The organism is Streptomyces sp. STAM6 (assembly GCF_054963715.1).
This window is the reverse complement of sequence record NZ_JBUEFZ010000003.1, coordinates 152,205-172,360: the sequence shown is the minus strand read 5'-3', so window position 1 is coordinate 172,360 and position 20,156 is coordinate 152,205. Positions and strand designations below refer to the sequence as shown.

Annotated in this window: 9 protein-coding genes; 8 read left to right on the top strand and 1 reads right to left on the bottom strand. The window is 76.0% G+C overall.

Translation table 11 applies throughout. From position 1 onward, the window contains the following. Genes ACY34K_RS05535 through ACY34K_RS05500 form a run of 8 tightly spaced genes read left to right on the top strand, consistent with a single transcriptional unit; the run spans position 1 to position 19,445 of the window. The gene (locus ACY34K_RS05535; RefSeq protein ID WP_462744299.1) at positions 1–225 is read left to right on the top strand and encodes an MbtH family protein; all 225 of its coding nucleotides are present in this window, start codon (positions 1–3) and stop codon (positions 223–225) included. Next, positions 222–3,671: an amino acid adenylation domain-containing protein gene (locus ACY34K_RS05530; protein WP_462744297.1), complete on the top strand. Its 3,450-nt coding sequence runs from the start codon at positions 222–224 to the stop codon at positions 3,669–3,671. Before ACY34K_RS05535 ends, ACY34K_RS05530 begins: the two co-directional genes overlap by 4 nt. Next, entirely contained in the window at positions 3,656–4,699 is a 1,044-nt protein-coding gene (locus tag ACY34K_RS05525; protein WP_462744295.1) for a MupA/Atu3671 family FMN-dependent luciferase-like monooxygenase, read from the top strand. The genes ACY34K_RS05530 and ACY34K_RS05525 overlap by 16 nt, the downstream gene beginning before the upstream one ends. After that, positions 4,699–9,249 carry an amino acid adenylation domain-containing protein gene (locus ACY34K_RS05520; RefSeq protein ID WP_462744293.1) on the top strand — a complete coding sequence of 1,517 codons (4,551 nt, stop codon included), beginning with the start codon at positions 4,699–4,701 and terminating at the stop codon, positions 9,247–9,249. Before ACY34K_RS05525 ends, ACY34K_RS05520 begins: the two co-directional genes overlap by 1 nt. Beyond that, the gene (locus tag ACY34K_RS05515; protein ID WP_462744291.1) at positions 9,246–13,172 is read left to right on the top strand and encodes an amino acid adenylation domain-containing protein; all 3,927 of its coding nucleotides are present in this window, start codon (positions 9,246–9,248) and stop codon (positions 13,170–13,172) included. The genes ACY34K_RS05520 and ACY34K_RS05515 overlap by 4 nt, the downstream gene beginning before the upstream one ends. Before the next feature lie 5 nt (positions 13,173–13,177). Beyond that, positions 13,178–16,438, top strand: a complete 3,261-nt coding sequence (locus ACY34K_RS05510; protein ID WP_462744782.1) for a non-ribosomal peptide synthetase — start codon at positions 13,178–13,180, stop codon at positions 16,436–16,438. Then, complete coding sequence (locus ACY34K_RS05505; protein ID WP_462744289.1) at positions 16,435–18,210, top strand: beta-ketoacyl synthase N-terminal-like domain-containing protein; 1,776 nt, start codon at positions 16,435–16,437, stop codon at positions 18,208–18,210. The genes ACY34K_RS05510 and ACY34K_RS05505 overlap by 4 nt, the downstream gene beginning before the upstream one ends. Then, entirely contained in the window at positions 18,207–19,445 is a 1,239-nt protein-coding gene (locus tag ACY34K_RS05500) for a cytochrome P450 (RefSeq protein ID WP_462744287.1), read from the top strand. Before ACY34K_RS05505 ends, ACY34K_RS05500 begins: the two co-directional genes overlap by 4 nt. Here the strand turns inward: ACY34K_RS05500 and ACY34K_RS05495 are convergent. Then, positions 19,414–20,154, bottom strand: a complete 741-nt coding sequence (locus ACY34K_RS05495; RefSeq protein ID WP_462744285.1) for a thioesterase II family protein — start codon at positions 20,152–20,154, stop codon at positions 19,414–19,416. The two genes, ACY34K_RS05500 and ACY34K_RS05495, sit on opposite strands and share 32 nt — an antisense overlap. Positions 20,155–20,156: the final 2 nt, after the last annotated feature.

Genomic DNA, 20,156 nt, shown 5'->3' with positions numbered 1-20,156 from the left:
ATGAGTGACGTGAGGACCAATCCGTTCGAGGACGACGACGCGCGCTACCTCGTACTGGTCAACGACGAGGGGCAGCACTCGCTCTGGCCCGAGGGGATCGACGTGCCCGCGGGCTGGACCGTGGCGCACACGGCCGCCGCGCGGCCGGACGCCCTCGCGTACGTCGAGTCGCACTGGACGGACCTGCGGCCGGTGAGCATACGCGGCGGGCGGTTCCTGACATGACATCCGTGCACGGACTGTTCGCCGAGCAGGTGCGCCGCAGACCCGGCGCCACGGCCCTGATCCACGCCGGCGAACGGCTGACCTACCGCGAACTGGACGCCCGGGCGGGCAGGTTCGCGGGACTGCTCGCCGCCCACGGCGTCGGGCCCGGCGACCGGGTGGGGCTCCGCCTGGAGCGGTCCACCGAGATGGTCGCGGCCCTGCTCGGGACCCTCAGGGCGGGCGCCGCCTATGTGATGCTCGACCCGGAGTTCCCCGCCGAGCGGCTACGGGCGATGGCCGCCGACGCCGGAGCGCGGACCGTGATCACCCGGCGCGGGGGCGGCGGCACCGTCTTCGCCGAGGACGCCGCGACCGCCCCGTACCGGGAGGCCGTGACGGTCCGGCCCGGCGACGCCGCCTGCGTGATGTTCACCTCCGGATCGACCGGCCGGCCCAAGGGCATCGTCGCCTCCCACGACGCGGTCACCGCGACCCTGACCGGTCAGGACTTCGCGTCGTTCGGCCCGGGCGCGGTGTGGCTGCAGTGCGCTCCGGTCTCCTGGGACGCGTTCGCGCTGGAGCTGTGGGGGCCGCTGCTCGGCGGCGGCACGTGCGTACTGCACCCGGGGCAGCGTCCCGAACCGGTCGTGATGGGCCGGCTCGTCGCCGACCACGCCGTCACGTCCATGTATCTGTCCGGCAGCCTCTTCAACGTGATCGTGGACGAGTATCCGCTCGCCCTGGAGGGCGTGCGGGAGATCGTCGTCGGCGGCGAGGCGCTCTCCCCCGCCCATGTGGGCCGCGCGCTGGAGCGGTGGCCGGGGCTCCGCCTCAGCAACGGCTACGGCCCCGTGGAGGGCATGGTCTTCCTCACCACGCACCGGGTGCGCCCCGGTGACGTGAGGGGCGGCGGCCCGGTGCCCATCGGGCGCCCGCTCGCCGGCAAGCGGGTGTACGTCCTGGACGAGCGGCTGCGGCCGGTGCCCGACGGCACGACCGGGGAGCTGTACGCCGCGGGGGCGGGCATCGCCCTCGGGTACGCCCGGCAGCCGGGTCAGACCGCCGAGCGTTTCCTGGCCGACCCGTTCGACGGGACCGGCGGGGTGATGTACCGCACCGGGGACCTGGTGCGGCGCCGGCCGGACGGGGTGCTGGAGTTCGCCGGCCGGGCCGACGCCCAGGTCAAGATCCGGGGCTTCCGGGTGGAGCCCGGTGAGGTGGAGGCCGTCCTCGGCCGCCACCCTCTGGTGGCCCGGGTCGCGGTCGTCGCCCGTGAGGACACCCCCGGCGAACGCCGGCTCGTCGCCTATGTGGTGGGCCGCGAGGGCTACGACGAGCGGGAGCTGCGGACGTACGCGAAGGAGCTGCTGGCCGACTATCTGGTGCCGGGTGCCTTCGTCACGCTGGACGCCCTGCCTCTGACCGGCAACGGCAAGCTGGACCGGGCGGCGCTGCCCGCGCCGGCGGCCGTGCGGGGCACCGGCGGCGGTGGTCGCGGTCCCGCCGGCGCCCACGAGGAGGCGTTGTGCGGGCTGTTCGCCGAGGTGCTGGGCGTGACGTCGGTCGGCGTGGACGACGACTTCTTCGCCCTGGGCGGACACTCCCTGACGGTCGCCCGGCTGCTGGGGCGCGTGCGGGCCGTGCTCGGCGCCGAGATCGACGTGAGGACGCTGTTCGAGGCGCCGACCCCGTCCGCGCTCGCGGCCCGGCTGGCCGCGGGCTCCGTCCCGGCCGTCCCCGCCCCCGGCGGGGCCGCACCGCCGGAGCGCACCGGCGGGGTCTCCGACGCCCAGCGGCGGCTGTGGTTCCTGGACCGCGTCGACGCGGGTGTCGCGTACAACATGCCGATGCTGACCCGGCTGCGCGGGCCCGTGGACACGACCGCCCTGGCCGCCGCGCTCGGCGAGGTCGTGGCGCGGCACGAGGCCCTGCGGACCGTCTTCGACGAGGTGGACGGCGAGCCGGTGCCGCGGGTGCTGACGGGTGACGCCGCACGGCCCCGCCTCGCACACCGGGTGGTGGAGGCCGGGGAGCTGGAGGCCGCGATCGCCGAGGCCGGCCGGCACCGGTTCGACCTGAGCTCCGAGATCCCCTTCCACGGGGTGCTGTTCACCCTTCGCGAGCGGCCCGACGAGCACGCCCTGCTGCTGGTGATGCACCACATCGCGGTCGACGGCTGGTCGCTCGTGCCGCTGTACCGGGACCTGTCGCGGGCGTACGCGGGCCGGGAACTCGCGCCGCCCGGGCCCGGGTACGCCGAACACGCGCGGCGCAGACGCGCGCGGGTCGCCGCGCTGCGCGACGACCAGCTCGCCCACTGGGGCCGGGTGCTGGCCGGGGCGCGCACCCCGCGGCTGGCGTGGCGGGAGGGCGACACCGGGCTGCCCGACACCTGCACCGTCGTACGGAGGCTGGACGCCGCGACCCACGCCCGGCTGCTGCGGCTGGCCCGCGAGCACGGGGCGACGCTGTTCATGGTGCTGCACACCGCGCTCGCGGCGGTGCTGGCCAGGGCCGGAGCTGGCGAGGACACCGTCGTGGCCGCCCCCGTCGCGGGCCGCGGGACCGACGGGGCCGTGGACGACGTGGTCGGGTTCTTCGTCAACATGCTGGCGCTGCGCACGGACGCCTCGGGCGATCCGGCGCTGAGGGAGCTGCTGGCCCGGGTCAGGGACACGGACCTGACCGCCTTCGGCCATCAGGACGTGCCCTTCGAGGAGGTCGTCGACGCGCTCAACCCGCCGCGCCGGCCCGGGCGCCAGCCGTTCACCGACGTGGTGCTGGCGCTGCAGAACAACGCCCGTGCGCGCCTGGACCTGTGGGGTGCGCAGCCGGACGGCGGCACCGAGGTCGAGGTGGTGCGCACCGGAGCCGCCCGGTTCGAGCTGCTGGTGGACGTCACCGACCGCCGGTCCCCGGAGGGGGCGCCGGACGAGATCGTGCTCACCCTGGAGTACCGCACGGACGCCCTGGACCGGGACACGGTCGCCCATCTCGCGGACGCGCTCCGGCGCACCCTGGAAACGGCGGCGGCCGACCCCGGCACGCGTCTTTCGCAACTGCCCCTGCCGGAGCCGCCGCGCATGCCCCGCCCCGAACCGGAACCCCGGTCCGAAGCCGGGCCCGGGGCGGGCGGGTCGTCCCGCGCGCCGCGCACCGGCCTGGAGCGGCGCATCGCCGAGGTCTGGAGCGACGTCCTCGGGGTCGAGGACATCGGCGCCCACGACGACTTCTTCCTCCTCGGCGGCAACTCGCTGCGGGCCGTCCGGGTCGCGGCCAGGCTCACCACCGCCGGCCTCGGCCCCGTCACCGCCACCCGGCTCTTCGCCGCCCCGACGGTCGCCGCGCTGGCCGCCGCGCTGGAGGCCGCCGGCGACGCGGGTACGCCGTCCGCACCACCCGCTCCCATACCGCGCCAGGCGCGCACGCCCCGCCGGAAGGAGGTCCCGTGGACCTCAGTGTGATGTTCTTCGGGGCCGACGCCGGCGAGGCCCGCCACACCGAGACGTACGACGACATCCTCGAGGTGGCACGGACCGCGGACCGGCTCGGCTTCCACGCCCTGTGGACGCCCGAGCGGCACTTCCAGCAGGTCGGGCAGGTCTTCCCCAGCCCGCCCGTGCTCGGTGCCGCGCTCGCGGTGGCCACCGAACGGATCGGCATCCGGGCGGGGAGCGTGGTCCTGCCGCTGCACCACCCGCTGCGGGTCGCCGAGGACTGGGCCGTCGTCGACAACCTTTCGCACGGCCGGGTCGGGCTGTCCGTGGCGACCGGCTGGCACTCCACCGACTTCGTCCTCTCCCCCGGCACCTACGCCGACCGCCGGGAGCGGACGCTGCGCGGGATTCCGCTCCTGCGCCGGCTGTGGTCGGGCGAGGGCGCCACGTTCCCGGACGGCACGGGAGCACCGGCGGAGGTCCGGCCCATGCCGAGGCCCGTGCAGGAGACCCTGCCGCTGTGGATGACCACCTCCGGCAACCCGGAGACGTGGGAGGCGGCCGGCCGGCTGCGCACCGGGGTGCTCGGCGCGACCGTCGGGCAGAGCCGCGAGGACCTCGCGGACCGGATCGCCCGCTACCGCGCCGCCTGTGCCGCCGCCCCCGAGCAGGGCGGCACCGGACCGCGCGGCCGGGTCACCCTGATGGCGCACACCTTCGTCGGCGAGGACGACGAGGAGGTGCGGCGGCTGGCCGCGGAACCCCTCAAGACGTATCTGCGCTCCTATGTGCGTCAGACCTCGGCCAATCGGTCCGCGGACCGGCGGACCGCGGAGCTGAGCGGCGAACAGACCGCGATGCTCGCCGAGTTCGCCTTCCGGCGCTACCTGAAGTGGGGCTCCCTGCTCGGTTCCGCGGAGACCTGCCGCGGGATGCTCGCCGACCTGAGCGACCTGGGCGTCGACGAGGTGGCCTGTTTCATCGACTTCGGCCTCGGCCGGGACGAGGTGCTGGCCGGTCTGCACCGGCTGGCCGAACTCGGGAAGGATCTGTGATGGGCACCGCCACGGGCACGCCGGGGGCGGCCTCCCCCGCCGACCGGTTCAGCGCGCTCGACTCCGGGCAGCGGGTGCGGCTGATGCGCCGCCTGGTGGAGGCCGGCCGGGCCGGCACCGTACCGGCCGTCGTCCCGCCCAGGCGGGCCGAGGGGCCGGTACGCCTGAGCCCCGCTCAGCAGGACCTGTGGGTCTACGAGTCGCTGTATCCCGGCACTCCGGTGCTGAACCTGTGCGCCGCCTACCACTTCGAGGGTCACGTCGACCCCGGGCAGCTCGCGGCGGCGCTGACCCGGGTGTGCGCGCACCACGACATCCTGCGCGCCCGGGTCGGCGGGGAGCCCGGGGACCTGTGGCTCCACTTCGCCGAGCCCGGCCCGTTCGTGCTGGAGCGGGAGGACCTGCGCGGCGGCGGGCGGGGGATCGCGGAGGCCTTCGAGACGTTCCGGCGCCGCCCGTTCGACCTGGCGTCGGACGAGCCGCTGATCCGGGGCCGGTTCGTGACGGTCGACGACGACCGCGCCACGCTGATGCTGAGCCTGCACCACATCATCACCGACTGGTGGTCCTTCGACGTGCTGCAGGGCGAGTTCGCGGAGGCCTACCGGGCGGTCCGGGACGGCACCCCGCCCCGGCTGGAGCGGCCCGCGATCCAGTACGCCGACTTCGCGTCCTGGCAGGGCGAGCTGGAGGAGTCCGGGGTCTTCGACGCCCGGCTGGCGTTCTGGCGGCACTATCTGGAGCGGCCGCCGGCCGCGCTGACGGTGCCGGGCGCGCCCGCGGGCGACGGCGAGGGCATCGCCCAGATCCCGTTCCGGATCGAGCCGGCGACGGCGAACGCGGTCCGGGAGCTGGCGCGGGAGCGCGGCACCTCGGTCTACGTCGTGATGATGACGGCGTTCGCGGTGCTCGCGCACCGGCTGTCCGGCGCCGACGACCTGGTGCTCGGCACGCCGACCGCCAACCGGGCCGCCCGCGGGCTCGAGCGGGTCATCGGCTACGTCATGAACGCCGTTCCGACGCGCTGGCGCATCGGCCCGGAGGACTCCTTCGACGATGTCCTGGGCCGCTTCACCGCCGACTGGCCGAAGCTCCTCGCCAACGCCGACCTGCCGGTCGGGCGGATCGTCTCCGCCGCCGCGCCGGAGCGCAGCGCCGGGCGCTCGCCGCTGTTCCAGTGGGTGTTCATGCACCTGGCGCCGCAGCGCAGTGTGCGTTCGGTGCGGGAGTTCGCCGAGCCCGAGCGGATCCACACCGGCGGGGAACACAACCTCGTGGGCATCGTCCGGGAGGCCGGCGAGGCCATGACGGGCAGCTTCGAGGTACGCACGGAGCTGTACTCGCCGGCCGTGGTCGCCCGATGGGCCGAGGCGTTCGTGGAGTTGCTGGGCCGCTTCACGGCCGCGCCCGGCGTGCCGCTGCGCGAGCACAGCCTGCTGGCGCGGGCGGAGGCGGCACGCCTGCTCGCCGCTTCGGCCGGCCCCGCCGCACCCGCTCCGGAATCCCTGCCGGAGCTGGTGGCCCGGCGCGCGGCCCGCACACCGGACGCCCCCGCGCTGGCGGGTGAGGGCGTCACGCTGACCTACCGGGAGCTGGCGGACCGGGTGGACCGGCTGGCCGGGCTGCTCGCCGGGCGCGGGGCGGGGCCTTCGACGCTCGTGGCGCTGGCGCTGGGGCGGAGTCCGGACACGGTGGTGGCGGCGCTGGCCGTGCAGCGGACGGGAGCCGCGTATGTGCCGGTCGACCCGGACCATCCGGCCGAGCGGGTGCGCCATGTGCTGGCGGACACGAGCCCGGTGCTGGTCGTGACCCGGCCGGGCGCGGAGGTGCCGGGCGACGTGCCCCGGCTGGAGCTCGACGGGTCCGCCTTCACCCACGAGGCCCTGCCGGCCCGGGAGCCGGACATACGGAGCGCCGCGTACGTGATCCACACGTCCGGGACGACCGGCCGGCCCAAGGGCGTGGTCGTCACCCACGCCGGGATCGCCGCGCTCGCGCACGGCTATGCCGAGCGGTTCGGCATCGGGCCCGGCGACCGGGTGCTGCAGCTCGGCTCGCCGGCCTTCGACATCTCCGTCGGCGAGGCGGCGCTGGCGTTCGCCGCGGGCGCGACGCTGGTCGTCGCGCCCGACGGGCCGCTGGCGGGGGCGGCGCTGGGCGACGTCCTGGAGCGGGAGCGGATCACCTTCGCCCTGGTGCCGCCGACCGTGCTGGCAAGCGTCCCGGACCGGGAGTACCCGGCGCTGCGCACGGTCGCCGCGGGCGCCGAGGCCTGCCCGCCGGAGCTCGTGGCCCGCTGGACGGCGGGCGGCCGCCGGTTCCACAACGCGTACGGTCCGACGGAGTCGACCGTGGGCGCCACCGCCTCCGGGCCGCTCGCGGCGGACGGCGGGACACCCACCATCGGTACGCCCGTGGCGGGCACGCGCGCCTATGTGCTGGACGAGCGGCTGCGGCCGGTGCCCCCCGGGGTGCGCGGCGAGCTGTACCTGGCGGGTGACGGACTGGCGCGCGGCTATCTGGGGCGGCCCGGCCTGACCGCCGAGCGGTTCACCGCCGACCCGTACGGTCCGCCGGGTGCGCGGATGTACCGGACCGGGGACCTGGCGCGGTGGCGGGAGGACGGTTCGCTGGACTGCCTGGGCCGCTCCGACGACCAGGTGCAGCTGCGCGGCTTCCGCGTCGAGCCGGCCGAGATCGCCGCCGTGCTGGCCGGACACGACGCGGTCGCCCGGGCGGTGGTGGTCCTGCGGGAGGACTCCCCCGGTCGGCCGCGGCTGGTCGCCTACGTGGTGCCGGCGCCCGGCGCCGTGATCGACGCGGCCGGGCTGCCGGCATACGCGGCGCAGCGGCTGCCCGCGCACATGGTGCCGTCGGACGTGGTGGTCCTGGACGCGCTGCCACTGGGCCCGACCGGCAAGCTGGACCGGGCGGCACTGCCCGTGCCGGGGCCACGCCCGGCCGGGGGGCGGGCACCGTCGTCCGCCCGCGAGGAGGCGCTGTGCCGGTTGTTCGCGCAGGTGCTGGACGTGGCGGCGGTCGGCGCCGAGGACGACTTCTTCCGCCTGGGCGGCGACAGCATCATGGCGATCCAGCTGGCCGGGCGGGCCCGGTCGGCGGCGGGGCTGGCGCTTTCGCCGAGGGACGTCTTCACCGCCCGCACGCCGGCGGGGCTGGCGCTGGTGGCGCGGGACGCCGCGGCGGCGGCGCCCGCGGACTCCGGCGTGGGGCGGCTCCCGCTGACTCCGGTGATGCGCTGGTGGCGCGAACAGGGCGGCGACCCCGCCGCGTTCACGCTCTCGATGGCCTTCCCGGTGCCGGACGGCGTGGACCGGGCGCGGGTGACCGCGGCCGTGCGTGGCCTGGTGGACCGGCACGGCGCGCTGCGGATGCGGCTGCTCGGCGACGAGCTGGAGGTTCTGCCCCCCGGTGACGTGGTCGTGCGGGTCCTCCGGGAAGAACCGGCGGACCGGCGACTGGACCCCGCGCGGGACGGAATGCTGCGGGCCGTGTGGCACGGGGGCCGGCTGCTGCTGACCGTCCACCACCTGGCCGTGGACGGGGTGTCGTGGCGGCTGCTGGGGACGGAGCTGGCCGCCGCGCTGGCCGGGGAGGAGGTGCCGGCGGTGGCCGGTACGTCCTTCCGGCGCTGGGCCGGCGTACTGCGGGACGAGGCGCTGCGGCCCGGGCGGGCCCGCACCGAACCGGCCTGGTGGGAGCGGGCCCTGGGCGGGCCGGACGCCCGGCTCGCCGGTGGGCGCGGCGCCGGGGCGCCGCGTGGCACGTTCACCGTGGAGTTCGGCCCGGACGTGACGGAGGCGGTGCTCGGCGCCGTTCCGGCGGCCTTCCACTGCGGTACGGACGCGGTGCTGCTCGCCGCGCTGACGGCGGCGGCCGAGCGGTGGCGCGGCGCCGGCGGCGGTCTGCTGGTGCATCTGGAGGGGCACGGGCGGGAGGCGCTCGGCGACGGTGGTGCGGACGTCTCGCGGACGGTGGGCTGGTTCACGACGCAGTACCCGGTACGGCTGGACGCCGGCGGGGCGGCCGGCGCGGGCTTCTGGGACCCGGCCGGGGAGGCGCCCGGGGAGGCGCTGAAGCAGGTCAAGGAGCAGCTGCGGGCCGTGCCGGACAGCGGGATCGGCTGGGGGCTGCTGCGGTATCTGAACCCGGACACGGCTGCCGTGCTGGCCGGCCTGCCGGTGCCCGACGTGCGGTTCAACTATCTGGGCCGGATGGCCGGGAGCGACGCGGCGGGCGGCGAGCTGCTCGGCGCGGAGGCGGACGCGGTGCCGCTGGCGCACGCGGTGGAGATCGACGCGGTCGCCGTCGAGTCGGGCGGGGACGGTCTGCGCCTGGTGGCCGGCTGGTCGTACGCGCGCGGCGTGTTGGACGAGGCCGGGGTCCGGCGGCTCGCGGAGCTGTGGCGCGAGGCGGTGGGGGTGCTGGTGGCGCATGCCGGACGGGACGGGTCGGGCGGGCACACCGCCTCCGACTTCGACCTGGTGGACCTGTCGCCGGACCAGCTGGCGATGCTGGAGGGCGAGCTGTGAGCAAGGGAAGGATCGCCGACGTACTGCCGCTGTCGCCGGCGCAGGAAGGCCTGTACTTCCACGCGCTGCGGGACACCGGGGGCCCCGATCCGTATCTGGTGCAGGCGCGGTTCCGGGTCGCGCCGGGGGTCGCGGTACGGGAGGCCGTGGCCGCGCTGCTGGAGCGGCACCCCAATCTGCGGGCCTGCTTCCGGCACGAGCGGCTGGAGCAGCCGGTGCAGCTGGTCCCGCGCGAGGCGGCCGTCGCCTGGCGGGAGGCCGAGGGTGCCGACGTGGCCGGGGTGATGGCGGAGGACCGGGCGCGGCGGTTCGACATGGCGCGGCCACCGCTGGTGCGGGCCACGCTCGTGTCCGGCACCGAACTGGTTCTGACGTTCCATCACATCCTGTTGGACGGCTGGTCCCTGCCGGTCGTGGCGCGGGACCTGCGGGCGCTGTGCGCCGGCGAGCCGCTGCCCGAGCCCGTGCCCTACCGCCACTACCTGGCCTGGCTGCGGCGGCAGGACCCGGAGCGGGCCGCGGCGGCGTGGCGGGAGGCGCTGGCGGGCCTGGAGCGGCCGCCCCTGCTCGCGCCGGAGAGCCACGGGGGCGAGCCGTTCGGCGACCCCGACGTACGGGACGTCGAGCTGTCGGCGGAACTGACAGCCGCGCTCGGGCGGCGTGCCGCCGCGTGCGGGGTCACCGTGAACACCCTCACGCAGGCGGCGTGGGCACTGGTCCTGGCCCGGACGACGGGTGCCCGGGACGTGGTGTTCGGGGCGGTCGTGTCGGGCCGGCCGCACGATCTGCCCGGCGTCGAGGAGATGGTGGGCCTGTTCATCAACACCCTGCCGGTACGGGTGCGGCTGCGCCCGGACGAGTCGGCCGGCGCCCTGCTGGCACGGCTCCAGGACGAGCAGCTGCGGCTGGCGCCGTACCACCACGTGCGGCTCGCCGAGGTGCGGCGGGCGGCCGGAGTGGGTGAACTCTTCGACACGGTGCTGGCGTTCGAGAACTATCCGCGCGGTGCGGGGGACGCCGACCGCGCGGACGGCGCCGAACCGGCCGTCCGGCTGGTGGAGGCGCGCGACGCCACCCACTACCCGGTGACCGTGGCGGTCGTGGCCGGCGAGCGGATGCTGCTGAGGATCGGCTGCCGGCGGGGCATCGACCCGGACGCGACGGCGGCCCGTCTGGTCCGGGCGTTCGAGGAACTCGCCGGCGACCCCGGCCGCCCCGTGCGGGACCTGGACGTCCTGCCGTCCGGTGAGCGCGAGGCCCTGCTGGCGGCGGGAGCGGGCGGGGCGCCCCACGCCGGGGTGGTTCCCCCCGACGAGGCGGCTTCCACCACGGCTTCCGCGGCGGGGGCGGCGACGATCACCGCCCGGTTCGCCCACTGGGCCGCCCGCACCCCGGACGCCGAGGCGGTCCGCGCCGACGGCCACCGCCTCACCTACGCCGAACTGGCCTCCTGCTCCGGCGCGCTGGCCGCGCGGCTGGCCGCCGCCGGGGTGCGCCGCGGTGACACGGTGGCCCTGCTGCTGCCCCGCTCGCTGCCCCTGATCGTGGCCCAGCTGGCCGTGCTGAAGGCCGGCGCCTGCTACCTCCCCCTCGACCCGGCCCAGCCGCCCGCGCGGCTGACCCGGTTGCTGACGTCGTCGGGCGCCCGTCTGACCGTGCTGCCTCAGGGGGACGCCGCCGCGTGGCTGCCCGGAGGAACGGCCCGGCTCCGGCTCGACGCGGGCGGTTTCGCCGAGGGAGACGTGGAGCCCGCAGGAGCGGTGGAGCGCGTAGGAACCGTGGAGCCCGCAGAAACAGTGGGCGTGGAGGGCCCCTTGCCGATGCCCGGCACCGGCGACGCCGCCTGCGTGATGTTCACGTCCGGGTCGAGCGGTGAGCCCAAGGGCGTCGTCGTGAGCCACGGGAACGTCGTCGCGCTCGCCGCCGACAGCCGCTTCGCCGGCGGCGCGCACCGCCGGGTGCTGTTCCACAGCGCGCACACCTTCGACGCCGCCACCTACGAGGTGTGGGTGCCGCTGCTCGGCGGCGGCACCGTGGTGGTCGCCCCCGACGAGCTCCTGACGCCCGATGTGCTGAAGCGGGTCCTGCCCGACCAGGAGATCACCGGGCTCTGGCTGACGGCCGAGCTGTTCCGGGCCGTCGCCGAGCCGGCGCCCGAGGTGCTCGGGACGCCGCGCGAGGTGTGGACGGGCGGTGACGTGGTGTCGCCGGACGCGGTCCGCCGGGTCCGCGAACGGTGCCCGGACACCCGGGTCGTCATCGCGTACGGCCCCACCGAGACCACCGTGTTCGCCACCGCCGGGAGCGAGGGCATCGGGCGGCCCCTCGACGCGACCCGTACGTACGTCCTCGACCGCGATCTGCGTCCGCTGCCCGACGGGACGGCGGGAGAGCTGTACGTCGCCGGGAACGGCGTCGCCCTCGGCTACCTGCGCCGGCCCGGCCCCACCGCGGAGCGCTTCATCGCCGACCCGTACGGCCCGCCCGGCAGCCGGATGTACCGCACCGGCGACCTCGTCAGGCGCGTACCGGGCAGCGGTGTCCTGGAGTTCGTGGGCCGCGCCGACGACCAGGTGAAGGTGCGCGGGTTCCGGGTCGAGCCCGGCGAGGTGGAGGCGGCCCTGGCCCGCTGCCCCGGTGTCGTGCGTGCGGTGGTCACCGCCCGGCCCGGCCCGGGCGGGGGGAAGGTCCTCGCGGCGCATCTGGTCCTCGCGGCGGGCGCCGGGCTCGGCGCCGTACGGGAGGAGGCGGCACGGATCCTGCCCGGGCATCTGCTGCCGTCGGTGTGGGCGCGCGTCGACGAGGTGCCGCTGACCCCGCACGGCAAGGTGGACCGGAACGCGCTGCCGGAGCCGGAAACGCGGGCGGAGGCCACCGCGCCGGCGAGGGCGCCGCGTCCCGGGACGGAGGCGGAGCTGTGCGCCCTGTTCGCCGAGACGCTCGGCGTGGGAAGTGTCGGGCCCGACGGCGACTTCTTCGCCCTCGGCGGGCACTCCCTGCTGGCGCTGCGCCTCACCTCGCGGATCGGGGCGGCCCTCGGGACACGGGTGCCGGTCGCCACGCTGTTCGAGGCGCCGACCCCGGAGGCGCTGGCCGCCCGGCTGGACGCACCGGCCGGCGACGGGCCCGGCGGGCGTGAACCGCTGATCACCCTGCGCACCGGCGGGCAGCGCCCCCCGCTGTTCTGCATGCACCCCGGCTTCGGCCTCGGCTGGTCGTACACGGCGCTTCTGCCGCACCTGCCCGGCGACCAGCCGGTACACGCCCTGCAGACGCCGGCCCTCCGGGGGGAGGAATTGCCCGCGACCATGGCCGGCATGGCGGCCCAGTACGCGGAGCGCCTGCGGGCCGTCCAGCCGAACGGGCCCTACCACCTGCTCGGCCGCTCGTTCGGCGGGCCGCTCGCGCACGAGGTCGCCGTGACGCTGCGCGACGCGGGCCAGGAGGTGGCGCTGCTCGCCGTCGTGGACGCCATGCCGAAGCCGCCGGAGACCGGGGAGCGGCCGCTGGACCCGGCGGTGCTGGAGCGGGAGGTGCTGCTCATGCTGTTGCGCAACGTGGCACCGGACGCCGTTCCGGCCGCCGGGGCCCTGTCGCGCCGCGAGGTGTTCGCGCGGGCCCGGGCGGCCGGCGGCGTGGTCGCGGACTTCGACGACGAGCAGCTCGGCGTCCTGGTCGACGCGTGCGCCCACCATGTGCGGCTGGCCCACGGATGGCGGCCGCGACCGTACGACGGAGTGGTGACGCTCTTCTCGGCGACCGTCGCCTCCGAGGCCACGACCGAGGCCAAGGCGGCGGCCTGGCGGCCCTGGGCATCGGATGTCGACATCCGTGAACTGGACTGCGGGCACAGCGAGGTACTGCACCCGGGGCCGGCGGCCGCGATCGCCGCCGTCCTCGTACAGACACTGCGGGGGACGTGACACACATGACCGACGACGAGGAGTACGAGTTCCCGGTCTCGGACGCGCAGAGCCGGCTGCTCGTGCTGGACCAGCTGGACCCCGGGTCCGCCCAGTACAACGTGCCGGCGGCGTTCGACGTGCGCGGGCCGTTCGACCGGGAGGCCTTCCGGTTCGCCCTGGACGCCCTGGTGGCGCGGCACGAGTCGCTGCGCACGGTGTTCCGCACCGCCCCGGACGGCACGCCGGTCCAGATCGTGTCCGCGCGTGGCCGTGCGGCGCTGCGGGTGGAGGACGGCGTCGTGCCGGCGGCCGAGGCGGACGCGCGGATGCGGGCCGAGGCGGCGCGGCCGTTCGACCCGGCGGCCGGACCGCTGCTGCGCACCACCGTGTGCCGGGTGGACGAGGCCACGCACCGGGTGCTGCTGGTCGCCCACCACCTGGTGTGCGACGGCTGGTCGCTGCAGGTGATCCTGCGCGAGCTGGCGGCGGCGTACGAGGCACGGCTGAAGGATCAGCCCTATGATCCGCCGGAACTACCCCTGCAGTTCCCCGACTTCGCGGCGTGGCAGCGGGAGCGGATGGCGGCCGGGGCGTACGCGGACGCCGTCGCGCACTGGGCCGGCCGGCTGCGCGGGGCGCCCGGGACGGTGGCGCTGCCGCTGGACCGGCCGCGGCCCGCGGTGCGGTCGGCGGCGGGCGGCTCGGAGCGGTTCACCCTGGGCCGGGACGTGCGGGAGCGCCTGGCCTCCGTGGCACAGGAGCACGGGGCGACACCGTTCATGGCGCTGTTCGCGGCGTACGCGGCGTTCGTGGCGCGGCTGTCGGGCCGTACGGACCTGGTCATCGGGTTCCCGGTGTCGGGCCGGGACCGGCCGGAGCTCCAGGACCTCGTCGGCATGCTGACCAACACCCTGGCGCTGCGCGTGGATCTGGGCGGTGACCCGGCGTTCGGCGAGCTGGTGGGGCGGCTGCGGGAGCGGCTGCTGGCCGGCGCGCCGTACCAGGAGGCGCCGTTCGAGGCGGTGGTGGACGCGGTGGCACCGGCCCGCGAAACCAGCCACGACCCCGTCGTGCAGGTGGTGTTCGGGTACGACGACGACACCGAGATGGCGCTTCAGCTGGCCGGCTGCGAGGTGACGCGGGTTCCGCTGGACCTGGACACGGCCAAGTTCGATCTGCATCTTCAGGTGGAACGGTGGGGCGCGGACCTCTCGGCGCAGCTGATCCACCGCCGCGAGCTGTTCGACGCGGCGACGGTGCGCGCCTGGGTGCGGAACTTCCAGACGTTGCTGGACGGTGTGCTGGCCCGCCCGGACGTGCCCCTGTCGCTGATCGACGCGGTCGGCGAGGAGGAGCGCGCCGAGGTGCTGGCGGCGGCCGACCGCACCTCGGCGGCCGCCGGCGTGGACCGGCTGGTGCCCGATCTGGTCGCGGACCGGGCGGCCGAGCGGCCCGACGCGACGGCCCTGGTCTGCGGCGACGTGCGCCTGACGTACCGCGAGCTGCTGGCCGCCGCCGACGCCCTGGCGGCCCGGCTGCGGGCGTCCGGCGTCCGCCCGGGCGTCCGGGTGGGACTGCTGCTGCCGCGCTCGGCCGAGATGGCGGTCGCGGCGCTGGCGGTCCTGCGCGCGGGCGGCGCCTACGTCCCCCTGGACCCGTCCCATCCTGCGGCCCGTCTGCGGTACATGGTCGGCGATTCGGGCACGGCCCTGCTGCTGACCGCCGCCGGAACGGCCGCCACGGCGGAGGTGCTCGGCGTCGCCGTCCTGCGGGTGGACGTGCCGTCGGTGGCCATGGACCCGGCCGCGGGCCCGCACGCCTTCGGGCACGCCGGCACCGCACCGCAGGACCCCGGAGCCGCACCGCAGGACCCCGGAGCCGCTCCCGGTCCGCGGGACCTCGCCTATGTGCTGTACACGTCCGGGTCCACCGGCGTGCCCAAAGGGGTGGCGGTCGAGCACCGGGCGCTGGTCAATCTGGCCGTCGCGGTGCGCCCGGCTTTCCCCGTCACGGCGGGCGACCGGGTGCTGCAGTTCGTGTCGTTCGGGTTCGACGTCGCCGTGTCCGACCTGTTCTTCCCGTGGGTGGCCGGGGCCGAACTGCACATCGCACGCGAGGAGGAACGGCTCGGCGACGCCTTGTTCGCGCGGCTGCGGGACTCCGCCATCAGCTATGTCTTCCTGCCGCCGTCGGCGGCGATGCTGCTGCCTGCGGGCGCGGGCGGCGCCCTGCCGGCGCTGCGCACCGTGGCCGTGGGCGGCGAGGCCTGCCCCGCCGAGCTGGTGGAGCGGCTCGCGGCTCCGGGGCGGCGCATCGTCAACGCGTACGGGCCCAGTGAGGCGACCGTCTACGCCACCACCGCCGACCTCCACCCGGGCGAGCCGGTGGTCATCGGCCGTGCCGTGCCGGGTGCCCGGACGTACGTCCTGGACGCGCGGCTGCGGCCGGTGCCCGTCGGTGTCGCCGGCGAGGTCTACGTCGCCGGGGCGTCCCTGGCCCGCGGTTACATCGGCCGGCCGGGCATGACCGCCGAGCGGTTCACCGCCGACCCGTTCGGCCCGCCCGGCAGCCGGATGTACCGCACCGGCGACCTCGGGCGCATCGACGCGAACGGGGTGCTGCACTATCTGGGCCGCACCGACCACCAGGTGAAACTGCGTGGTTTCCGCGTCGAGCTGGGTGAGGTCGAGGCGCTGCTTGCGGGCGCCCCCGACGTCACCGTCGCGGCGGCGGCCGTGCACGACCAGCGGCTCGTGGCGTACGTCGTCGGCACCGCCCCGGACGAGGCGCTGCGCGCCCGGCTGGCCGAGCGGCTGCCCGGCTACATGGTGCCGGACGTCTTCGTGCGCCTCGACGAGCTGCCGCTCAACCGGTCCGGCAAGATCGACCGCGGCCGGCTGCCCGCACCGCCGGCCACCCGCCCGGAGCTGGCCGCGGCGTACACCGCGCCCGCCGGTGACACCGAGGCGTACGTCGCCGGGGTGTGGGCGCGCGTCCTGACCGTGGACCGGGTCGGCGTCCACGACAACTTCTTCGACCTCGGCGGCAATTCGGTACGGCTTCTGGCCGTGCTGGCGGCGCTGCGGGAGCGCCACGACGAGGACTCCCTGTCCCTCGTCGACCTGTTCCGGCACCCCACCGTGCGCGCGCTCGCCGCCCACCTCGACCGAACCACCCGCTCCTCGCGGGACACGGCCGCGGTCTCGCGGGGCGGCGACCGCCGTTCCCGCCGGGCCGCCACCGCGCAGCGACTGCGTGGCAACCGGAAAGGCAGTGAACGATGACCGACGTGCCCGAGGGTGCGATAGCGATCGTCGGTATGGGCGGGCGCTTCCCCGGCGCCCCCGACCTGGCCACCTACTGGGCCAACCTGCGCGGCGGCGTCTGCTCCCTGACCGACTTCACCGAGGCGGAGCTTCTCGCGGACGGCGCGGACGAGCGGGAGGTCCGCCACCCCGGCCATGTGCCCACCAAGGGCTTCCTGGTGGACGCGGACCGTTTCGACGCGGGGCTGTTCGGCTTCAACCGCACCGAGGCCGCCGCCCTGGACCCGCAGCACCGGCTGCTGCTGGAGACGGCGTGGGCGGCGCTGGAGGACGCCGGTCACGACCCGCGGCGGGCACCCGCGCGCACCGGCGTGTACGTCGGCGGCTCCCCCACCGAGCACATGCTCGCCGCCGCGACCGACCGGGAACTGGCGGCGCGGATCGGCGCCGTGCAGGTGCGGATCCTCACCGACCGGGAGTTCCTGGCGTCGTGGGTGTCGTACCGGCTGGGTCTCGACGGTCCGAGCATGAACGTCCAGACGGCCTGCTCGACCTCGCTCACGGCCGTGCACCTGGCGGCGCAGGCCCTGCTGCTCGGCGAGTGCGACACCGCGCTGGCCGGCGGGGTGTCCGTGGACACGGTCCGCAGGCGCGGCTACATCCACCACGAGGGCGGGATCTTCTCACCGGACGGCCGGTGCCGGCCCTTCGACGAGAAGGCCGCGGGCACGGTGCCGGGCAACGGCGTCGGGGTGGTCGTGCTGCGGCGGCTGGAGGACGCGCTCGCGGACGGCGACCCGGTGCGGGCGGTGATCCGGGGCACGGCGGTGACGAACGACGGCGCGGCGAAGGTCGGTTTCACCGCGCCGGGCGTGGACCAGCAGTCGGCGGCGATCACCGAGGCCTGGGCGGCGGCGGGCCTGGACCCGGCGGCCGCCCAGTACCTGGAGGCGCACGGTACGGGCACCGAGCTCGGCGACCGGATCGAACTGGCGGCGGCCGGGGCGGCGTTCGCGGGCGCCCGCGGCATCGGTCTCGGCTCGGTCAAGTCGAACATCGGCCATCTGGACGCGGCGGCCGGTGCCGCCGCACTCGTCAAGTCGGTGCTGATGCTGGAGAACGGCATGTTCGCGCCGACCGTGAACATCACGGGCGAGCATCCCGGACTGCGGACGGACTCCTCGCCGTTCCGGCTGGTGACCGAGGCGGCACCGTGGCCGCGGCCCGCCGACGGACCGCGGCTGGCGGGCGTGACGTCGGTCGGCATCGGCGGCACGAACGTGCATGTGGTCCTGGCGGAGGCGCCCGAGCGCCCGGAGGGCGCGGTACGGCGGGTGAGCCGGCCGGCCCACGCGTTCGCGGCCGAGAGCCACGGCGCCCTGTCCCTGCCGACCGCACGGTCGGCGGAGCCCGTGCCCGCGGAGCTCTTCCCCGGGCCGGCCGGGCCCGGGGACGCGGCGCCCGGCGAAGCACCGCCCGCCGGTGGTACGCCGGTGGCGGCCGGAGAGGACCTGGCGGCGTCCGTCGCCGACGTGCTGTGCGAGGCGCTCGGCCTCGACGGGCAGCCGGCCGACCTCGACCGGACGTACTTCGCGGCGGGCGGCGACTCGCTCACCGCCGTCCACCTGGTGGGGCGCATGCGGGACGAGTTCGGCGTCGACGTGCCGATCGACCTGTTCCTGGAGCAGCTCACGCTCGGCGAGATGGCGGCCCGGATCGTCGCCACCCGGGCCGGTGACGATTCGCTCGACGCGCTGCTGGACGAGTTCGAGGCCGAGGGACGAACGTGACGGTCGATCTGCTCGACCCCCGGGTGCACGGCAGGCGGGACCTGCGGGGGCTGTGGCGGGAGCTGCGCCGCGGCGAGCCGGTGCGCTGGCAGCCCGTCGACCCCGCGCGGGGCGCGGCCCTGCCGGGCTTCTGGGTGGTCACCCGGCACGCCGATGTGCAGCGGGCGCTGCGCGACACCGCGACGTTCTCCTCGCAGGGCGGCAACATGCTCGACACCCTGCTGCAGGGGCGGGACCGCGGGGCGGGGAAGATGCTGGTGGTCACCGACGGGCCACGGCACGGCGCTCTGCGCCGCCTGCTCAACAGTGGCTTCGGCCCGCGGCAGCTCGGGCCGGTCACCGATTCGATCGCCCGCTCCACGCGCGCCCTGCTCGCGGAGGCGGTCGCGCGCGGCCGCGGGGACTTCGTCGCCGAGGTGGCGGCGCAAGTCCCGCTGCGGGCGATCTGCGAGCTTCTCGGCGTGCCGCCGGCGGACCGGGCACGGGTGCTGGAGCTGACGAACGCGGCGATGCTCGGCGAGGCCGCCACGTCCGGCGATACCGGCGCAGCGGCTTCGGTCGAGGTGCGGATCGCCCGGAGCGAGATCATGACGTACTACCTGCGGCTGGCCGCCGAACGGCGGGACGTCCCCGGCAGCGACATCATCAGTCTGCTGGTGGACGGCACGGTCGACGGGCGGCCGCTGTCCGAGGAGGAGGTCCTCCTCAACTGCTACAACCTCATCATCGGCGGCGACGAGACCGCCCGGCTGTCGATGGCGGGCGGGCTGCTGGCCCTGGCCGGCCACCCGGACCAGTGGGAACGGCTGCGCAACGCCCCCGAGCTGGTCGGGCCGGCCACCGAGGAGATCCTGCGCTGGACGACGCCGGTCGCCCACGTGGGGCGCACGGCGACCACCGACACGGAGCTCGGCGGGGTGCGGATCGCGGCGGGCGACGCGGTGACGCTGTGGTGCGCGTCGGCCAACTTCGACGAGGAGGCCTTCACCGATCCGGACGTGTTCGACGTGTCCCGCGACCCGAACCGGCACGTCACGTTCGGTTTCGGGCCGCACTTCTGTCTGGGGGCCCAGCTCGCCCGGGTGGAGATCCGGGCGATGCTGTCCGAACTGCGCGCGCAGGCGGAGTCGTTCGAGGTGACGGGCCCGGCGGAACGGCTCGCGTCGAACTTCGTGCACGGCGTGAGCACGCTGCCGGTGGCGTTCACTCCGGCAGTGCGGCCTCGATCAGCTTGACCACGTCGGGCAGCTGCTCCTCGATGTAGAAGTGGCCGCCGGGCAGGACGTGCAGGGCGAACGGACCGCTCGTCTCGGCCTCCCAGGCGCGTGCGCCGTCGACGTCGACGCGCGGGTCGCGGTCGCCGGTGAGCGCGACGACCGGGCAGCTCAGCCCGGGGCCGGGACGGCGCCGGTAGGCGTGGACGGCGCGGAAGTCGGCACGGAGGGCGGGCAGTGCGAGGTTGAGCAGGCCGGGGTGTTCGAGGAGCATCTCGTGGGTGCCGCCGAGGAGCCGGACCTGGCCGAGGACCCAGTCGTCGTCGAAATCCCCGGGCGGCGGCGTGCCTTCCGGCGGCCAGGGCAGCGCGGGGCCCTGCCGCGCGGAGACCAGGAGCACCGCGGGCGGCGTGCCGTCTTCTGTGAGGAGCCGGGCGACCTCGTGGGCGACGGACGCGCCCATGCTGTGCCCGAACAGGGCGAACGGGGCGTCCGTGTACGGGGCGAGCTCGGCCCGGCAGGCGTCGGCGAGTGCGCCGATGTCCTCCAGGGGCGGTTCGGCGAACCGGTCGTGTCGGCCGGGGTACTGCACGGCCAGCGTCTCGACCCGGTCGCCGAGCGCGGCGGAGAGCGCGTGGTAGGCGACCGCGGCGCCGCCCGCGTGCGGGAAGCAGATCAGCCGGACACGGGCTCCGGGTGTGGGGTGGAAGTTCCGTATCCACGCGCTCACGC